The sequence below is a fragment of the Nonomuraea sp. NPDC003804 genome, from assembly GCF_040610675.1.
GTDB lineage: Bacteria > Actinomycetota > Actinomycetes > Streptosporangiales > Streptosporangiaceae > Nonomuraea.
This window is the reverse complement of the sequence record NZ_JBEXMT010000029.1, coordinates 60257-75986: the sequence shown is the minus strand read 5'-3', so window position 1 is coordinate 75986 and position 15730 is coordinate 60257. Positions and strand designations below refer to the sequence as shown.

Sequence of the window (15730 nt, the reverse complement as noted above, 5' to 3'; positions counted from 1 at the left end):
CTGCTCGTCTCCCATATGGCGTCCGCCCTTCTCCTCCGCACCGTACAACGTGAGCCCCGAGCGGGCGCCGGTCAGGCCACGGGGTGCGGTGCCGTACGGGACTGACCGGCCATCAGGTGGTCGATGAGCGCCAGCAGCACGTCGCGGCCCGCCGTACGGTCGCGGGCGTCACAGAGCACCAGCGGCACCTGCGGATCGAGATCGAGCGCCTTGCGGATCTCCTCCGGGGTCCGGTCCCTGACGCCATGGAAGCAGTTGACACCGACGACGAAGGGGATGCCGCGGCTCTCGAAGAAGTCGATCGACGCGAAGCTCACGTCCAGCCGGCGGGTGTCGACCAGGACGACCGCGCCCATCGCTCCGTTGACCAGGTCGTTCCACATGAACCAGAAGCGTTCCTGGCCGGGGGTGCCGAACAGGTAGAGCACGAGCTCGCCGCTGATGGTGATGCGCCCGAAGTCCAGCGCGACGGTGGTGGTGGCCTTGTCGCCCACCCCTTCCAGATCGTCGACGCCGACGCTGGCGTGGGTCAGGTACTCCTCCGTTCGGAGGGGAGGAACCTCGCTCACCGCGCCGACCAGGGTCGTCTTCCCGACGCCGAAACCACCGGCGATCAGGATCTTCACCGCCAGGGGAGCAGCGCCCCCGTGGTCAGAGCTTGCGTAGCCCATCCCTCACCGCCTCGAGGATTGCCATGTCGGGAAGCCCGCTCGCCTGGGCGAAGGCCAGCGGTGGCCGGGCCCGCAGCTGACCGGCCTCGATCAGGTCACCGATGAGGATCTTGGTCACCGACACCGGGAGGTTCAGCGCGGAGGCGACTTCGGCCACCGCCAGGGGCCGCTTGCACAGCGCGAGAACGGTGCGGTGCTCCGGCTGCATCCTCCGCAGGCCGCGACCGGTCTCCGGAGAGACCTCGGACATCGTCGTCACCAGGGTGATCAGCGCGAGATCGTCACGCTCGGAGCGGGTCCGCCCGCCGGTGATCGTGTAGGGACGGACAAGGGTCTCGTCGGCGTGATCGTCGTCGAAACCCTCCGTCCAGTGCTTCATCCGTGTCTCCCCGCATCGTCGGGCCGCGGGGTACGCGTGCCGGTCCCCAGCTTCTGGCCGACCTGCTGGACCAGGGTGTGCATCGCGACGGTCATCAGTTCGGCGTCGACCTCCTGGGAGGCGACCACGGCCAGATGGGTGCCGCGGCCCGCCGCTGTGACGAACAGCCACAGGTCGGCCATCTCGATGATGACCTGGTGAACCGGTCCGCCGCTGAAAAGCTGTCCGACACCACGAGCCAGGCTCTGCTGGCCGGTGGCGATCGCGGCGAGGCGTTCGGCGTCCGAGCGTTCGATGGTCCGGGACCGGCTGATCACCAGGCCGTCGTCGGACAGCACGATGGCGTGCCGGGTGCCCGCGACCTGATCGACCAGGCCGTCCAGGAGCCAGTCCAGGTCCGTGTCGGTGGCGGTGGTGCGCTGCGTCATCTTCGATCTTCCGTCGTAGGGGAACTGGGGTCGGGGGTTCCGTTCGGCCCGGGCTGGGCGGCGTCCTCACCGGTCCGGCGCCTGCGGGACTGCCTCTGGAACGCCCCGATCGTGGCACTGGATCGGCGGGGCTGGTCGCGGAGGGCCCAGCTCTCCTGGTCGGGCTGTTCATCCCGGTCCGCCGGGAGCCTGAGCTCGGTGACCAGGTTGGCCTGGCGCACCCGTTGGGGCAGCGGCCTGCGGTCGGCCGGCGGCTGCGCGTCGTCCCGATCCGGTGATGCGCCGGCGGGCGTCGTCACGGAGGCCATCGCGCGCCCTCTGGAGCGAGTCGGCAACTGCGCGTCCTCGTGGGGCGGGCGGGGACCGGCCGCACCTTCCCGCGGGTACGGCTGCGGACCGGTGGGGTCCTGCGCGACCTCCTCGGGAAGCGCGACCGGCCCGGGGACCGCACGAGGGCGGTCCACCACCAGCGGTTCCGGGAGCAGCACGATGACACGGGTGCCGCCGAAGGCCGACGGCCGCAGCTCCACCTGGAGACCCAGCCCCGCGGAGAGCCGGGCGACCACGTACAGGCCGAGACGCACGTCGTCGGCGTGGGTCATCACATCGAGCTGCGGCGGCGACTTCATCAGGGCGTTGGCGGCGGTGTACTGCTCGGGTTCCATGCCCAGGCCGCGGTCCTCGATCTCCACGGCGATGCCCCGGCTGACCGGTGCGGCCCGCACCTCGACGGGGGTCAGCGGCTTGGAGAAGGTGGTGGCGTTCTCCATCAGTTCCGCCAGGACGTGGACCAGCGGTCCCACCGCGCGCTCGGCCACCCAGGGTTCGCCCTCGACGTCGATCGAGATCCGCCGGTAGTCCTGGACCTCGCCCTGCGCGGCGCGCAGCACGTCGAGCAGCCGTACCGGCTTGCGCCAGCGGCGCTGCGGCTGGCCGCCGCCGAGGATCACCAGGTTCTCCTCGTAGCGGCGCAGCCGGGCGGTGAGGTGGTCCAGGTCGAACAGGCCCTCCAGCACCTCGGGATCCTCGTGCTTGCGTTCCAGTTCGTCCAGCTTCTTCAGCTGAAGACCGATGAGGATCTGGGTACGGCGGGCGATGCGCTGGAGCATGCGCTGGAAGCCGCGGTGTTGTTCGGCCTGCCGTACGGCGGTGAACACCGCGCTGCGGCTGGCCAGGTTGAGGGCCTGCCCGAGCTCGCCGAGCTCGTCGGGGGTGGGCTCGACCGTGCGTACTTCCGCGTCCACGTCGACGTCCTCGCCGCGCTCCAGCCGGGCGACCACGTCGGGCAGCCGCTCCTGGAGGTGGTGGGCGTCCTCGCGCAGGTGGAGGATGCGCCGGCGGAGAATGGCGGTGAGGCGCCAGCTGGTGACGATCACCAGGCCCAGGGCGAGCAGGCCCACGCTGGTGATGCTGATGAAGATCACGAAGAGCTGGTCGGCGTGGCCGTAGCCGACCGCGCTGACGTTGTCGAGCCGGAGGCTGAGGAGTTGCAGCAGCTGCGCGCTGACCGTGTCCACCGACGAGCGCCACGCGGGACCGACCTCGCGGAGCGTCACCTTGTCGCTCTCGGCGCCGACCCCGGAAGCGACCAGCCGCCCCTCCAGAGCGGTCATGGTCTCCCACGCCTTGCTGGTCGTCAGCGTCGCGTACCGGCTCTCGTTGTCGAGGAGATGGGGGATCACCCGGGACCGCAGCAGGTGCTTCCTGGTGCCGATGGCGTCGGTGACCAGGGCGTACTCCTCCCTGGTCAGGCGCCCGCTCTCCCAGCCACGGGCCAGGACGGCGTCCTCGCGGCCGAGCATGTCGACGACCCAGAAAAGGTCGATCAGCGTCTCCGCCTTGCTGTTCACCTCCCCGTGGTCGGTGTGGCTGAGAACGGTCAGGACGCTCAGGTCCGACTCGAGGACGCCGCTGTAGTAGTCGAACGCCTTCTGCGGGCTGGACCAGCCGTCGTCGACCGCCCGGCGCTGCTGGTCGAGAAGACCGAGGTCGCGTACGGTCCGGGCGATGGCCTCGGAGAGCCCGTCCGGTCCCTTGACGGTGTCCAGGGAGGTCAGCGGACGGAAGGCGCTCACGGCCCGGTCGGTCACCGCGCGCTGCTTGGCCAGCTTGTCGCGGGCGGCGCCACGGGGGTCGGCCTGCGCCTCCGCGGTGAGCCGCCGCTCCTGGTCGAGGCTGAGGAACAGGTTGGCCGCGGGTCTGCCGACAGTCGTGGTGGCCAGATCCATCTGTGCCTTTTCCGCCCGCCACTGGCTGGACAGCTGGAACATGCCCGACGCCAGCAGCGGAGCGAAGGTCACGCTCGGCACGAACACCACGATGAGCAGCACGGTACGCAACGGCAGCCGGCGGGCACCGGCCAGTCGCCGCGGCCCGCTGCCGGTCGGCCCCGATAACCCGGTCCCGTCGCCGATTCCCGTTCGTCGTCGCCCGACCCTGCCCCATCCAGCCACGTGCAGGACACTCTCCTCACCGATCGGTGCGGCCATGACGAAAATCACCAAAAGAGGTGGCCCGATAGTAGCCATACGGCAAGTTGCGTCGAAAGCCCCCGCCTCACCGGCCCGGCCGCGTGCGCGGGCGGGGCGGCGGGGTTCCGCCGGGGCGGCTCTGCGTCAGGCGGCCGGTCGGATCTCGCGCGGACGCGGGAGACGGTTGCCCGCGTGAGGGCCTGTTCGGCGGCCACCGAGCGGGGTTCCGTCTCCCTCTAGGATGCCGATCATGCGTCCTGCTCCCCTCCTCGCCGCGACCGTGCTCGCCTGCCTGCTGTTATCCGGCACCGCACCCGCGGCGTCCGCCTACCCCATCAAGGATCGCGCGCTGACCGCGAACGAGCTGTACCGTACGGGCGAACTCCAGGCGAGCCGGTGCGCGGAGCGCGATGTCCGGCCGAACGACGCCGCCGCCGCCAAGCGGTACCTGATCGCGGTGCTGAACTGTCTCAACCGGTCGTGGGGCGCGCACTTCAAGCGGGCGGGCCTGCCCTTCACCAGGCCCAGGATCGGATTCATCACCAAACCACGCAAGTACTGCGGAGACGCCTGGGGCAACGCCTCGGCCACCTACTGCTACGCCGAGCAGCGCTTCCTCGTGCTGCTGGACGATTCCCTGCTCGAAGACCCATCCGACCTGTACCTGTTCCGTCTGGTCGCGCACGAGTACGGGCACCATGTGCAGTACCTCACCGGGATCGACCGCGCCTACGACCGTCATCCGTACCGGAACAAGAAGGAACTGAACGAGCAGAGCCGCCGCGTCGAGCTGCAGGCGGAATGCTTGAGCGGGATGTTCATCGGCAGCGTCTGGGACTCCCTGAAGGATCGCGACGAAGAGGACTGGGAAGTCCTGCGGGAGATCATGCGGAAGAGCGGCGACGTCACCCACGGCAAGGGACACAACATCGCCGCCTGGCTCGACAAGGGCTTCCGTGCGACGTCCCCGCAGGTGTGCAACACCTGGACGGCCTCCTCGTCCAAGGTCGCCTGACCACCCTCGCGAGCCATGCGGGTCGGTCGTCAACGCACAGAGGTGACGCATTGCGCCGACCTGACAATCCCGGCAGATCAGACCAGCAGGAGGGGCCGCACGAGGTTCCAGCAGTCCACGTCCGCGGCGTTGAGCAAGCCGGGGCGCGGATCGGCCGGCCGATAAGGACTGCCATCGGGACGGCGCGCGAAACCGCCCGCCTCGGTCAGCAGCAGGACACCAGGGGCGTGGTCCCACGGCAGGGTCCGGTGGAACAGGACGAAATCCTGCTCGCCGTCCAGCAGCCGGGGATAGTCCACGCCCGCGCAGCCTGTGCCCGGTCCCAGAGCGGCGAACCGAGGCGCTGCCGCCTCCACCCGTGCTCTCGCCGGCGGATCGAGGAACCTGGTGAGTGCCGCCCCGCGTAGTGCGGCCGGATCGGCGGGAGCGGGTTCCCTGCGCACCCGAACCCCGTCCCGCCAGGCCCCTGACCCTCGCTCGGCGACATAGACGCGGCCGTCGGCCGGCCGTACGATCCACGCGGCGACCGTCTCCCCGTCGCGCACCAGCGCCGCCATCACCGCGTACTCGGGACGACCGGCGACGAAGTTCGAGGTTCCGTCCAGCGGATCGACCAGCCAGGCCGCCGGCGCCTCCCGCAGCGCCTCGAGCAGCCGAGGATCACCGGCGGTCGCCTCCTCACCGACGACCGGGGCATCCACCACGCCGCGCAGCCCACGGCTGATCAGCTCCTCAGCCTCACGGTCGGCCACGGTGACCACCTCGCCGGGCGACTTCTCGGCCACCTCGCCATCGGCCAGCGCCCGGAACCGGGGGCTGATCGCGATCTCGGCGGCGTCGAGGAGTATCTCGGTCACCTTGTCGATCCACATGACCCCGACCATAGCCCCGCGCCATTCCGGGATGGGCCCACCATGGCTCACCGACCATTCGTACGGGAACCGTGAATCTCGCGGCGGACAGGGAGCGCCCGCGGATTGTCGCCCCGAGAAAGGAGCACGAGCGCGCGTCTGCCCACGTCCAGCACCCCATACGGTCATTCGTGGTCCGGCCGGGATATCGGATCCTGCGCCCGCCGGTTCGTGGTCCGGCCGGGATATCGGATCCTGCGCCCGCCGGTTAACCCGGCAGCCGACCGTTTCCCGTGCGGTGACATTCGGCGATCTGGTGGGCCACCACTTCACGCCGGCCCAGTCCCCGGCTTGGCTCGCCGGCGACCCATAGTGCGGTTTTGTTCGCGCCGACGAATGACAGACGCATCGTTTTCTCACCCCCTTGCCCTCGGGCCGGTAACACCTGAAGGGCAGCACCACGCAGGATGTGACGCCGGTCCGCCGGAGCACAAAACGGGTTCCTCACCGGCCGCCGGAGCCCCTAATTTGATGGCCATGCTCCCCGACCTGCGCGAAATCCAGTCGGCTGAGTCGTACGCCGCCCGGCGGAACGACCTCGCGTTCTGGGCCCCCTGGGCGAGGCACGGCCTGAAATCGCTCGGCTTCCCCCAACCGAGCACCTTCCGGATCCCGGGCGAAAGCACGAACCCGGTGCTGGTCGGCGACAACGGCATTGTGGTGAAGCTGTACGGCGAATACTGGTGTGGCCCGGCCAGCCTGTGTTGCGAATCCGAGGCCTACGAGGTGCTCGCCGGGCGCGGGCTGCCCGTTCCCCAGTTGCTCGGGCGTGGCGAGCTGCTGCGGGACTCCCCCGGCTGGCGGTGGCCGTTCCTCGTGTTGTCCGAGGTCACCGGACACTCTTGGCGGCAGGTGGTCGCAGAGGCGGACCGCGCGACCGAGCTGGAGCTGGCCGCGCAGGTCGGCACGCTGCTGGGGCGGCTCCGGGAGGTCCCGCTCACCGGCGCCGACAGCCTGCGCCCGGATTCGGCGGCCTTCGGTGACGTGCTGCGCGAACGCAGGATGCAGACGGTCGCCGACCATCGCGCCTGGGGATACCTGTCCCCCCGGCTGCTCGACGCGGTCGACGATTTCCTGCCCAACGTCGATGACCTGCTCGGCGGCGTGACGCCGGAGTTCGTCCATGGCGACCTGCACGGCGAGAACCTGTTCGTCGCCCCCGAGCGCACGGCGCTCACCGGGCTGCTCGACTTCAACGACGTGTACGCGGCCGACTTTCGTTACGGCCTGGTGCGACTGCACCTGGACACCTTCCGCGCCGATCGCGAACTGCTGGCCACGGCGCTGCGCCACGCGAACTGGCCGGTCTCGGCCGGCTTCGCCGAGGAGATGCTCGTCTACACCTTCCTGCACGACTTCGAGGTGTTCGAGAAGACCCCTTTGGACCTCCGCGAGATCACCGACCTGACCGAACTCGCCCAGGTGTTGTGGGGCATCGGACAGTGACCCAGGCGGGGCTGCCTCGCGATCATCCCGGGACCGAGCGCCCACGCAGGAGGGCCCTTGTTGACCGTGATCCATGCGTGGGACATTGCCGCGTGGACGAATATCGGCGATCTCTCTGGTACAGATCCTGCCTGTTTCTGACGATCTTCGACCTTGGGTGGGTGGCATCGGGACTGAGCTTGGCGTTATCGGATCTCAGCAAGCCATGGCCGTCATGGCACATGTGGACCGGCATCGGGATCGGCTTCGTGACCTCGATCATCAACGTGGTCGGTCGTACGCGACACCGGGCTTGGACCAAGCTCTGAGCTCCGGAGACTGCCCAACGGCAAGTCAGGCGGGAAGACTTCCGCGCGGCTCCCGCCCGTGACCTGCCCTTAACGAGAAGAATCTGACCTCGCGGGCCGGCGTGGCTCAGCCGTCCGGCGCGAGTCCCGCCGATCGCCAGGCGAGCATGGGACATGACAGCGGCCGGGCCACGCTCATCCACCAGCACTCCACGCGCGACGCCGGCCAGACGATCGCCGACGCTCACGGCCGCGAGCGTGCTGACCGTCTGACGCCGGACCGACGCTCACGGCCACGAGCGTGCTGACCGTCGCTGACGCCGCCGTCGTCTCTTTCCGCCACATGCACGAGCTCGCGCAGGTGCACGGGAGGACCCCGGCGGCCGCCGACCTCATCCTCAGGGAGCGATCAGAACCGGAGTCCCCAAGGGCAGTCCTGCCAGCACCTTGAGCGCGGAAGCAGGCACCCGGACGCAGCCGTGCGTGACCGCCTTGCCGAACACCTTCCGGTCCGGCCAGCCGTGGAAGGCGACCGTACCGGGACCGCCGCCGAAGGTGTCGAGCGTCGCCGAGTGCGTGCCGAGCGGCAGGACCAGCGGGCTGTAGGTTTTCTTCTTCGGCGACATCAGGGCCAGCATGAAGGTCCTGCCCACCGGGGTGGGCGTCTCAGGGCCGCCGACAGCCACCGTCCAGGTGCCGAGCTTCTTGTTCGCGTTCATCACGGTCAGCTGCCTGGTGCCCAGCTTCACGACGGCGCGGTAGCGGCTGCGCGCCTTCTTCAGGCCTGTGGCCTTGATCCAGCCGGTCACGTGGTTGGGCTTGCTGGGCAGGAGCACGCGGTACCAGCCCTTGCGCGCCTCCACCACTGGGACCCAGGTCTGGCTGCCGAGCTGCTTCGCCGGAAGGGTGGCCGCGGGTGTGCCGCCGGGCTGGGCATAGACGGCCACCGTGCGTGCGGGATGGACCACAAGGCCGCTCAGCTTGCCGTACGTGTCGGTGTCCTGCGGGAGGCCGCTCAGCTCCGTGAACGTGGTGGCCGCGGGAAGTGCGGCCGCCGTGACCGAGGCGCCTGCGGCGACGGGCGATGCGGCAACGCTGGCGTGGGACGAGGCGACGACGCTCATGGCGACGAGGGCGGCGCCAATGAGTCGGCGGGGGGCAGCGAGCGGCACGATCGGCTCCTGAAGTGCTATGACACATACGACACGAACGCGTAACCATCTGGCGAGCTAGATAACGGTTTGGAACGGTTGAACACGCCGGGCCAGTGGGTGTGACATTTTTACACAGATGAGTCCTATGAGGCTCAAGCTCTCTCATACATCCCGAGGTGCGGTCGTGACACCCCCCAGACTCTCTTCAGTGCGTCGCTGGATTGCAGCGGCGCTCATGCTCGCAGTGGCGGCGCTTGCAGTGCTCGCCGTCTCCCATACGGCCTCAGCGGGAGCGGTCCAGGGAAAGCCGCCCGGCGACAACGGCGACGTCAAGATCCACAAGTGGACGACGCCGGAGAACGACCAGCGCAACGAGCCGCGCGTCTGCGTGTTCTACCTGGTCGGTTTCAACTTCGACGCGGCCGAGCAGGTGAGCTGGGAGATCAAGTCCTGGCCGCCCACGGGTGACCGGACCACTGTGAAGAGCGGCACCCTCGTGCTCGACGAGGACGGGCATGGCCGTACCGTCGACATGACCCTGCCGAACGGGCACTACAAGCTGTTCTGGACATTCGCTGGGAAGCACGGCGCGCCCAAGCACAAGGTGTTCTGGGTCAAGTGTGGGCCCACGCCCACCCAGACCCCTACCCCGACGGGAACCCCCTCCGGAACGCCCACGCCGTCCCAGACGCCTACCCCGACGGTGACGCCGTCCCAGACGCCCACCCCGACGGTGACCCCCTCCCAGACGCCCACCCCGACGGTCACTCCGACCACGACTCCGACTTCCACACCCACCGCGACGTCCACGGTGACCCCCACGGTGACCCCCACGGTGAGCCCCACTCCCTCGCGGACTTCCACCTCGACGCCGACGCCGAGCAACACGCCGGCCCCCACCCACCCGGGTAAGGGAGATCGCGAGACGGTGACCAGCGACTGGCTCGAGTGGGACGAGACCGTCCCGGAGACGCAGGACCAGCCCAAGCCCGCGCCCACCCCGACGCCGGTGAAGACCGACATCCCGGTCACCGGCTGACACGCGACACCGAACGACGGAGGGCCCGGATCACCACGATCCGGGCCCTCTGTCGTCTCTCAGCTCCAGACGAGCATGCGCCGCCGGATCCGCGGACATCGCGTTCACGTCGAAGAAGGAACAGCGAACCGAAGTCGCCGTCGATGACCCGGAGATCGAACGACAAGCGCGACCACCTCTCCAGAGGAACGCTCAAGAAGCCATCGTCACGCAACGGGCACTGACATCCTGCTTGTGAATCGTCATGATCACGCTGGATATGGACTTCGACCGGGCAGGCTCGGCTCCGGGAGCACCTCCGATTGACCGTGGTTGACCTCCCTGAATGGCCCGGCGACAGCCTCGCCCGCCCAACGTGATTCGCGCGAGATTTCGGTGTGCCAAGATCACGGCAGCTCGTGGCCGAGAGCCAGGGTATGAGCAGGAGGACACCTACTGATGAGGCGATGGATCGCTACGACGGCCATCACACTGGCCCTGTCGCCCGTGGTCGCCGGTTCCGGCCCCTCGGCGCATGCCCGGATCGCGCCGCTGGACCCTGTCGGCGCGCTCAAGCGCCAGCTCGTCGAGAACCGAGGTGTGAAGATGTCGAACGTTCACACCACAACAGTCGAGGGCGAGAGGGTGAAGTTCTGGGAGAAGGGTGTCGCCCAATTCGGTAAGGAAAAGATCATCTCCACCGACATCACGTTCGACTCTGAGGTCAGGTGGAATCCTGAACGGATCATCACCTTTACGGGCCGCAGTTATCGCAAGGACAAGACGTTGGCGCGGGTCAAGGGCTGGCTCCTCGATGAGAACAAGGCGATCCGCCCCGCGTTGAAGGCCGGTTGGATCGAGATCGCCAACCCCGTGGCGCTGAAGGCAGTGCTGGCCACCACCAAAGTCAAGCGCCCCGCAGGCGTCTACGACGGCACGCGGACCACGCTCCACCAAGGCACCATCACCTTCGGTGAGCTCCACAAGGCTTCTCTCGCATTCCCCTTCGGGCTCGATGGCAAGCCTCGTGGAAGGGACGCGGAAATCAAGGTCGCCTGGAAGCTCTGGCTCGGCGAGGACCAGTTGGTGCGCAGGGCCGTGGGTACATGGAGAAGAACGTCCCGAGACAGGGGTGAAACCACGTACTCCTATGTCTTCGATACTCGCGTGACCGGCTGGGGCACCAAGACCCACATCACTCCTCCACCCGCCGACGAGGTGGTGACGTGGGAGGACCTGGGGAAACCGAGTCCTGAAGCCCCCTCGCCGCCTTCGCTTTCTGGCGAATAGCCTCACAGCGGAACGTCCCACGGGACGAACGACCTTGCCCCTGTGGCCCTTGTCTGCTCGGCTGTCCCGGGTCGGTGGTGGCGCACGGGACGATCAGGCCTCCAGCTCAGCCATCCTGGAGCCGGAGCGCCCGGCCAGAGGCTTTGCTGGTCGGGGAAGGGCGGTGCCAGATAACGGCGCCGCCCTCACGGCGCAACCGTACTCATGCTACGCAGACGGATAGCCGATCTCCTGGAGGTCGGCCCGGACGTTGCGCAGGCCGATTTCCGGGTTAAGCGCTCTGACGACCTCTTCTGTCAGCGGCCGGAGCGCGAAGATATGTGCGACCGGCTCCACCGGCACGGGCGGCGCCTCCTCGTCAGTGGCCGCCCATGCCACGTAAGCCTCCGGTGAACGATCAATCAGCAGGTCGAACATCTGGTCCGAGCCGTCCCTCTCGTAGGTGACCCGCCCCGTGCGCCAGCCGTCGTCTGATGTGCTCCGCCACAGGCAGCAGGTGATGAGGGGGACGTCCTCGAGCGTGAACGCCACCTCCTCGAGTTGCGGCCTGAACACCTCGGGAACGTCGTCGACCACACCCGGCCAGGGGCGAAGGTCATCGCTGGCGAACGGCGAGACGGGCGACTCGTGATCAAATCCGCGGATGTAAACGCCGGCAGGGCAGAACACGATGGAGTAGTCATCGCCGGCACCACTACGCCATGAGGCCATCTCTTCCCCGGGCGCCCAGTGAGCATCGAAAGAGTACTCGCGGTACTCCCACTCCGGGATCCGTATCGCATCCACCATGGCCAGTGCGCGGCAGTGGTCGCGCAGAATCTCGACGGAAGGCAGGGCAGCAGCCACCTCGTGCACGTTCTTCATGAGGAGATATCTACTGCACGACCCTGACACTGCAAGCGCCATCATGCAGGGTCGTGCCACGATTTTCTGATTGACCTGGGCTTTTCTGTGAGTGGCGCCTAGGAGATTCGAACTCCTGACATCCTGCTTGCAAACGGGAGCGACTGGCCGGCATGCCGACCAGCGAGTGGCCGTTTGCCAAACCGCTACCTGGACAGCTCGGATCACAGCCGTTCAGTACGTTCCCCATCCACCCAGGCTTCAGGGAGTCACAGCCTTCGGACCAGAGTTCGGCGATGCCGAACGGGTTCGCCCATAGGACTAAGGCAGGACGAGGACCGCTGATCGGGTCTAACGTTCCCGATTCAGCCGAGCGAAGCGCTCGTCTGGCCAGAAGGTGTCCCCCAGCATCAATTGATCGAAGCGGACGCAGACGGCGCCGGGCACCTCAGTAGAGTCCCAGACTTCGGAGACGAGCCGTCCCCGTTCCTTCCAGCGTTGGCTCAGCCAGTAGATCCGGTCACCCGCCACGAGCTCCTTGGCCGTAACGAGTTCTCTCCGGGGGGTCAATTTATCGCTCGGCCATCCGACGCGCGCCGAAAAGCCGTACTCGCCCCGAATCCCGGTCCCAGCTTCGGCCGGCTCGTGCCCGGGTAGGGGCTCACGAGCCCAATCGGTTGCTTCGAAGCAGGCAGCCAGCCAGAAGGCCTCCGCCATGTTGAGGATCACGTCCGCGACCGTAGGCGCAGCCCCAATTGATCGGAAAGAGCTAGTGAACCGCAAAACCTCCGGCCAGATACAGCGCGGCTCCCAATCGAGGTCACAATGGAGCAACCTCGCGTACCCCTCGCCTCGACGCTGCCAGAAGATCAGGTCCTCGCCCCAGCGGTTGACAAAGTGCATTACGAGGTCGGACGCCCCGAACTCAACACCCGCCATCTCGCCCAGCCGTATACGCAGCGCCTGATTACCCTGGTAGCGGTTCGCGTACTGTCGAGCCTGCAGGACGAAAGCGGCGAGGGAAGCATCATCCAGCCGATCGGTGGAGTCGATCCTGATAGTTGTAAGTGTCGCTCGTTTCCGACGGGCTTGAAGCAGTTGTTCCGTGGCATTGGCCCAGTACAGGGCACCAGCCTCCGGGTCGTGGACGACACAGAACACGGGCACATTGCCATCGGCCCAGGTGTCGGCGTGGTGACCGACCGGAACGCCGTAACCCTCTATCCTGCGCCAGGAGTTCCCTCCTTTGACCTGAATCTTGATCATGTCGCCCGTGACGCGTCCACTCTCGGTGAAGGTGACGTGCAGGTCTTCACCGAAGTCGTTCTGGCCGTCGATCTCCTGAACGACATGATCATGCTCTTCCAGTAGCGTGCGAAGAGCATTGACGGCGGCACGGCCTGGCCTGCGACTCCTGGGAATATTCGGCAACTCTTCTCCCCTCGTCCATCGCGAGATGACTCTAATCACCGCCACCGACAGGACGGTGCCGCGAATGCTCCTGAGGGAACATGTCACTGCTTTACGGGACCCCCCTCGCCTGTGACTGTCGGAAGCTACTTCCGCCCGAGGCGCCTTTCATGGAATGGGTGACGAACCTGCACTGTCAGCTTGGGCTTCGCATGGATCATGCCTCGTGGAGCCGCTGACCTGGGCATGCGACAGCCCCTCACACAGACCTCGCTCCTCGAGCTGCCGCCACCCCCGGAGCCGGAGCACCCCCGAGGAAGGCATGGTGGCTTAAGGTGTCCTATTCTTGGGCCTTGCCTTGGACCGTAGCGCCTTCCAGGCGTCAAGTACTTCGCCGACCTTGATCAGGATGTCGCGAACCTGAGACAAAAGCAGAGTGACTAGGCCTGCACCGGCGATGACCATGAGCGTAAGATTTTCCCAGCTCATTGAGACGCTCCTGTCCCCTTGGTGGGAGGAAGCACCTTATCGAGCCATACAGGATCTGCTCCAACCTCTATGAAATCATCCCGATCGGCACCGGTATGCCCTGGCCCAAGTGTGCGAAATCTAAGTTGCAGTCTCCCACATTTATCCAGGTCGGGGTGGGAGAGGTAGTAGTAGCAGGCTTTAATAGCGTATTTGGATTCTTCCCAGGGAAGATCGCACTGACAGGTGAAGTCTTCTATCTTGAGGCCAAGACCCCATATCCCGTCTGTCAGACTGTTGAGTATGGGGGCGTAGTTGTTTCCTACCTGAAAGCAAGCGTCCAGCTCAAAGATCCAGTCGTCCGAAATCCATGAACTAGTGGAATAGGCAGTGCTGAGGTTGTGAAACAGTGCGACTCTCCGAAGGAGTCCAGACCCTAGCCAGGCTAGTCTCTCGCTGTGCCCTGTGACGCGGGGATAGGCTAGCTCGTCTTTCTTCTCGTAATCCGATTGGCCGGGGAGATCCCAGAGCGGTATTAGGTCGGCTTGAACACACGACTCATGATGTCGATCGATTACACGACGCCAATCGGTTGGATGTGCCCCACGGAGTATTACTTGACCGCCGCGCCCGGCTAGCGTCAAGTAGAGGTCGTTCCCTCGTGCGTATTTTACGCGCAGATTTAGTGCACCGTTGACTTGAATTCCGACTTCTGCACATGGCAGTAGGAGCTGAAGAGCGTGTTCGTTCATCTCGAAACGCTTTCCAGCCAGGGTTGTATGCGTGTCCAGAGTGAGGATCAGCCCTCGTGAGTCGATCAGTACGCTAGCGATCCCTAGAGGGTGGGCCCAGTACTGGCGGCCCACGCCTAGATGCATCATCACCTTCGACTCAAGTTGAGCCTGTGTGCCGATTGCAGAAGGCAGTAGAGAGTGACGCTTAAGGAGTTGCTCGCGCGCGTAACATGCGGGCTCGCCTGTGAAAAGGCGTCGAGTACGGACCCTGTTTGCGATTCGTCCCTTAGCAGGCATTGCACGACCGTTCCCAAGCACTTCCGCCCCTCAGCGCTCGACAACTAATCAGTGCGCCTGCTTGGCGCGTTCGAAGGTCGATTGAAAGGTGGAGCGAGGGCTTCTTTATCCGTGGCGACACCCAAGTTGGGGCGGAGGTGTCGGACAGGCCGCCTTCCGGCCGGATCCCAGTGTGCGACAGCTACAGGTGGGAGCGCAAGCCGGGTAGCCTCTGGCGCGTAAGGGGCATCCGCCATGAGTGCGGCCCGAATTGCGGGCCGTGCGCGAGAACGGCCCGCCAGGCCGCACGCGCAGCGTGCGGCCTGCGAGCTCGGGCCGCGTGGCGGCGCAGAGCGCCGCCGCTTGATACCCCATGAGAACAACTCGGCAGTGATCTGGATCAGCATCTGAACTGGTCGTCTTGCTGGTGGTAGAACGCTGGGTGTGGACGATCGTCGGGACCGCCTGCGGGCGCTGGGTGAGTTGCTCCGACGACTGCGCAAGGATGCCGGCCTCACCGGCAAGGATCCGGCATCACGAGCTGGCGTGACTCAGCCGACGATCTCGCGGATCGAAACGGGGCTGTTGTCAAGTACGGCCGGCCCGTCCGTATCCGCGAGTCGGCGCTGATCGCCTATTCGGGCGCTAGACATAGTGCTCACTATAGACTTCGGTCGGCGACTTGCGTACGTAGTGCACAGCTGGATGTGCTCGAAACCCGAACCTCCTGATCCGTAGGAATGGGCACTATGGCGAACGCGTCTCCGGTTTGGCCAGGTTGAAGGTGCCTGGCGTCGGACGGACTCGTGAGGTTGCTTTGCTGTTCTTCTGTTCTGTACAGCAGCGGCGAGAACTCGCATGCCCGGTGGCAAGCGGACCCGTACCGCAGGGCCGCCAGGCCCGAGGAACGGAAGCCGCGCGGCAGTCGA

13 protein-coding genes are annotated in these 15730 nt (G+C 66.5%); 5 read left to right on the top strand and 8 right to left on the bottom strand.

Annotated features, from left to right (window positions below; genetic code table 11):
* Positions 1-71: 71 nt before the first annotated feature.
* The 4 genes from ABZX22_RS33295 to ABZX22_RS33280 are packed head-to-tail and all read right to left on the bottom strand — an operon-like array spanning position 72 to position 3967.
* A complete protein-coding gene (locus tag ABZX22_RS33295) occupies positions 72-671 on the bottom strand; it encodes an ATP/GTP-binding protein (RefSeq protein WP_354916903.1) in 600 nt (199 codons plus the stop codon).
* Positions 652-1050: a DUF742 domain-containing protein gene (locus ABZX22_RS33290; protein ID WP_354916900.1), complete on the bottom strand. Its 399-nt coding sequence runs from the start codon at positions 1048-1050 to the stop codon at positions 652-654. The genes ABZX22_RS33295 and ABZX22_RS33290 overlap by 20 nt, the downstream gene beginning before the upstream one ends.
* A complete protein-coding gene (locus ABZX22_RS33285) occupies positions 1047-1478 on the bottom strand; it encodes a roadblock/LC7 domain-containing protein (RefSeq protein WP_354916897.1) in 432 nt (143 codons plus the stop codon). Before ABZX22_RS33285 ends, ABZX22_RS33290 begins: the two co-directional genes overlap by 4 nt.
* Positions 1475-3967, bottom strand: a complete 2493-nt coding sequence (locus ABZX22_RS33280) for a nitrate- and nitrite sensing domain-containing protein (protein WP_354916894.1) — start codon at positions 3965-3967, stop codon at positions 1475-1477. The genes ABZX22_RS33285 and ABZX22_RS33280 overlap by 4 nt, the downstream gene beginning before the upstream one ends.
* Positions 3968-4199: 232 nt before the next feature.
* Between ABZX22_RS33280 and ABZX22_RS33275 the strand changes: the two genes are divergently transcribed.
* Complete coding sequence (locus ABZX22_RS33275; RefSeq protein WP_354916890.1) at positions 4200-4964, top strand: neutral zinc metallopeptidase; 765 nt, start codon at positions 4200-4202, stop codon at positions 4962-4964.
* 77 nt (positions 4965-5041) lie between these two features.
* Here the strand turns inward: ABZX22_RS33275 and ABZX22_RS33270 are convergent, their stop codons facing one another.
* Positions 5042-5836, bottom strand: coding sequence for an inositol monophosphatase family protein (locus tag ABZX22_RS33270; protein WP_354916887.1), 795 nt, complete (start codon positions 5834-5836; stop codon positions 5042-5044).
* A gap of 516 nt (positions 5837-6352) precedes the next feature.
* Here ABZX22_RS33270 and ABZX22_RS33265 point away from each other — a divergent pair.
* Positions 6353-7321 carry an aminoglycoside phosphotransferase family protein gene (locus ABZX22_RS33265; RefSeq protein ID WP_354916884.1) on the top strand — a complete coding sequence of 323 codons (969 nt, stop codon included), beginning with the start codon at positions 6353-6355 and terminating at the stop codon, positions 7319-7321.
* A gap of 685 nt (positions 7322-8006) precedes the next feature.
* Here the strand turns inward: ABZX22_RS33265 and ABZX22_RS33260 are convergent.
* Positions 8007-8780, bottom strand: coding sequence for a L,D-transpeptidase (locus ABZX22_RS33260; RefSeq protein WP_354916881.1), 774 nt, complete (start codon positions 8778-8780; stop codon positions 8007-8009).
* 190 nt (positions 8781-8970) lie between these two features.
* Between ABZX22_RS33260 and ABZX22_RS33255 the strand changes: the two genes are divergently transcribed.
* Entirely contained in the window at positions 8971-9801 is an 831-nt protein-coding gene (locus tag ABZX22_RS33255) for a hypothetical protein (protein WP_354916878.1), read from the top strand.
* A 438-nt stretch (positions 9802-10239) separates the two neighbouring features.
* Positions 10240-11070: a hypothetical protein gene (locus tag ABZX22_RS33250; protein WP_354916875.1), complete on the top strand. Its 831-nt coding sequence runs from the start codon at positions 10240-10242 to the stop codon at positions 11068-11070.
* Positions 11071-11277: 207 nt separating this feature from the next.
* On the opposite strand, the gene ABZX22_RS33245 is transcribed toward ABZX22_RS33250, so the two are convergent.
* Together ABZX22_RS33245 and ABZX22_RS33240 are read right to left on the bottom strand one after the other, a co-directional pair.
* Entirely contained in the window at positions 11278-11934 is a 657-nt protein-coding gene (locus ABZX22_RS33245; protein WP_354916871.1) for a hypothetical protein, read from the bottom strand.
* 330 nt (positions 11935-12264) lie between these two features.
* Complete coding sequence (locus tag ABZX22_RS33240) at positions 12265-13389, bottom strand: DUF4365 domain-containing protein (RefSeq protein WP_354916868.1); 1125 nt, start codon at positions 13387-13389, stop codon at positions 12265-12267.
* Between the two features lie 1856 nt (positions 13390-15245).
* Here ABZX22_RS33240 and ABZX22_RS33235 point away from each other — a divergent pair.
* A complete protein-coding gene (locus ABZX22_RS33235; protein WP_354916865.1) occupies positions 15246-15431 on the top strand; it encodes a helix-turn-helix domain-containing protein in 186 nt (61 codons plus the stop codon).
* Positions 15432-15730: the final 299 nt, after the last annotated feature.

Coding starts and splice junctions, on each gene's coding strand:
- ABZX22_RS33295 (WP_354916903.1), bottom strand. CDS start 671: ATGGGCTACGCAAGCTCTGACCACGGGGGCGCTGCTCCCCTGGCGGTG.
- ABZX22_RS33290 (WP_354916900.1), bottom strand. CDS start 1,050: ATGAAGCACTGGACGGAGGGTTTCGACGACGATCACGCCGACGAGACC.
- ABZX22_RS33285 (WP_354916897.1), bottom strand. CDS start 1,478: ATGACGCAGCGCACCACCGCCACCGACACGGACCTGGACTGGCTCCTG.
- ABZX22_RS33280 (WP_354916894.1), bottom strand. CDS start 3,967: ATGGCCGCACCGATCGGTGAGGAGAGTGTCCTGCACGTGGCTGGATGG.
- ABZX22_RS33275 (WP_354916890.1), top strand. CDS start 4,200: ATGCGTCCTGCTCCCCTCCTCGCCGCGACCGTGCTCGCCTGCCTGCTG.
- ABZX22_RS33270 (WP_354916887.1), bottom strand. CDS start 5,836: ATGTGGATCGACAAGGTGACCGAGATACTCCTCGACGCCGCCGAGATC.
- ABZX22_RS33265 (WP_354916884.1), top strand. CDS start 6,353: ATGCTCCCCGACCTGCGCGAAATCCAGTCGGCTGAGTCGTACGCCGCC.
- ABZX22_RS33250 (WP_354916875.1), top strand. CDS start 10,240: ATGAGGCGATGGATCGCTACGACGGCCATCACACTGGCCCTGTCGCCC.
- ABZX22_RS33245 (WP_354916871.1), bottom strand. CDS start 11,934: ATGAAGAACGTGCACGAGGTGGCTGCTGCCCTGCCTTCCGTCGAGATT.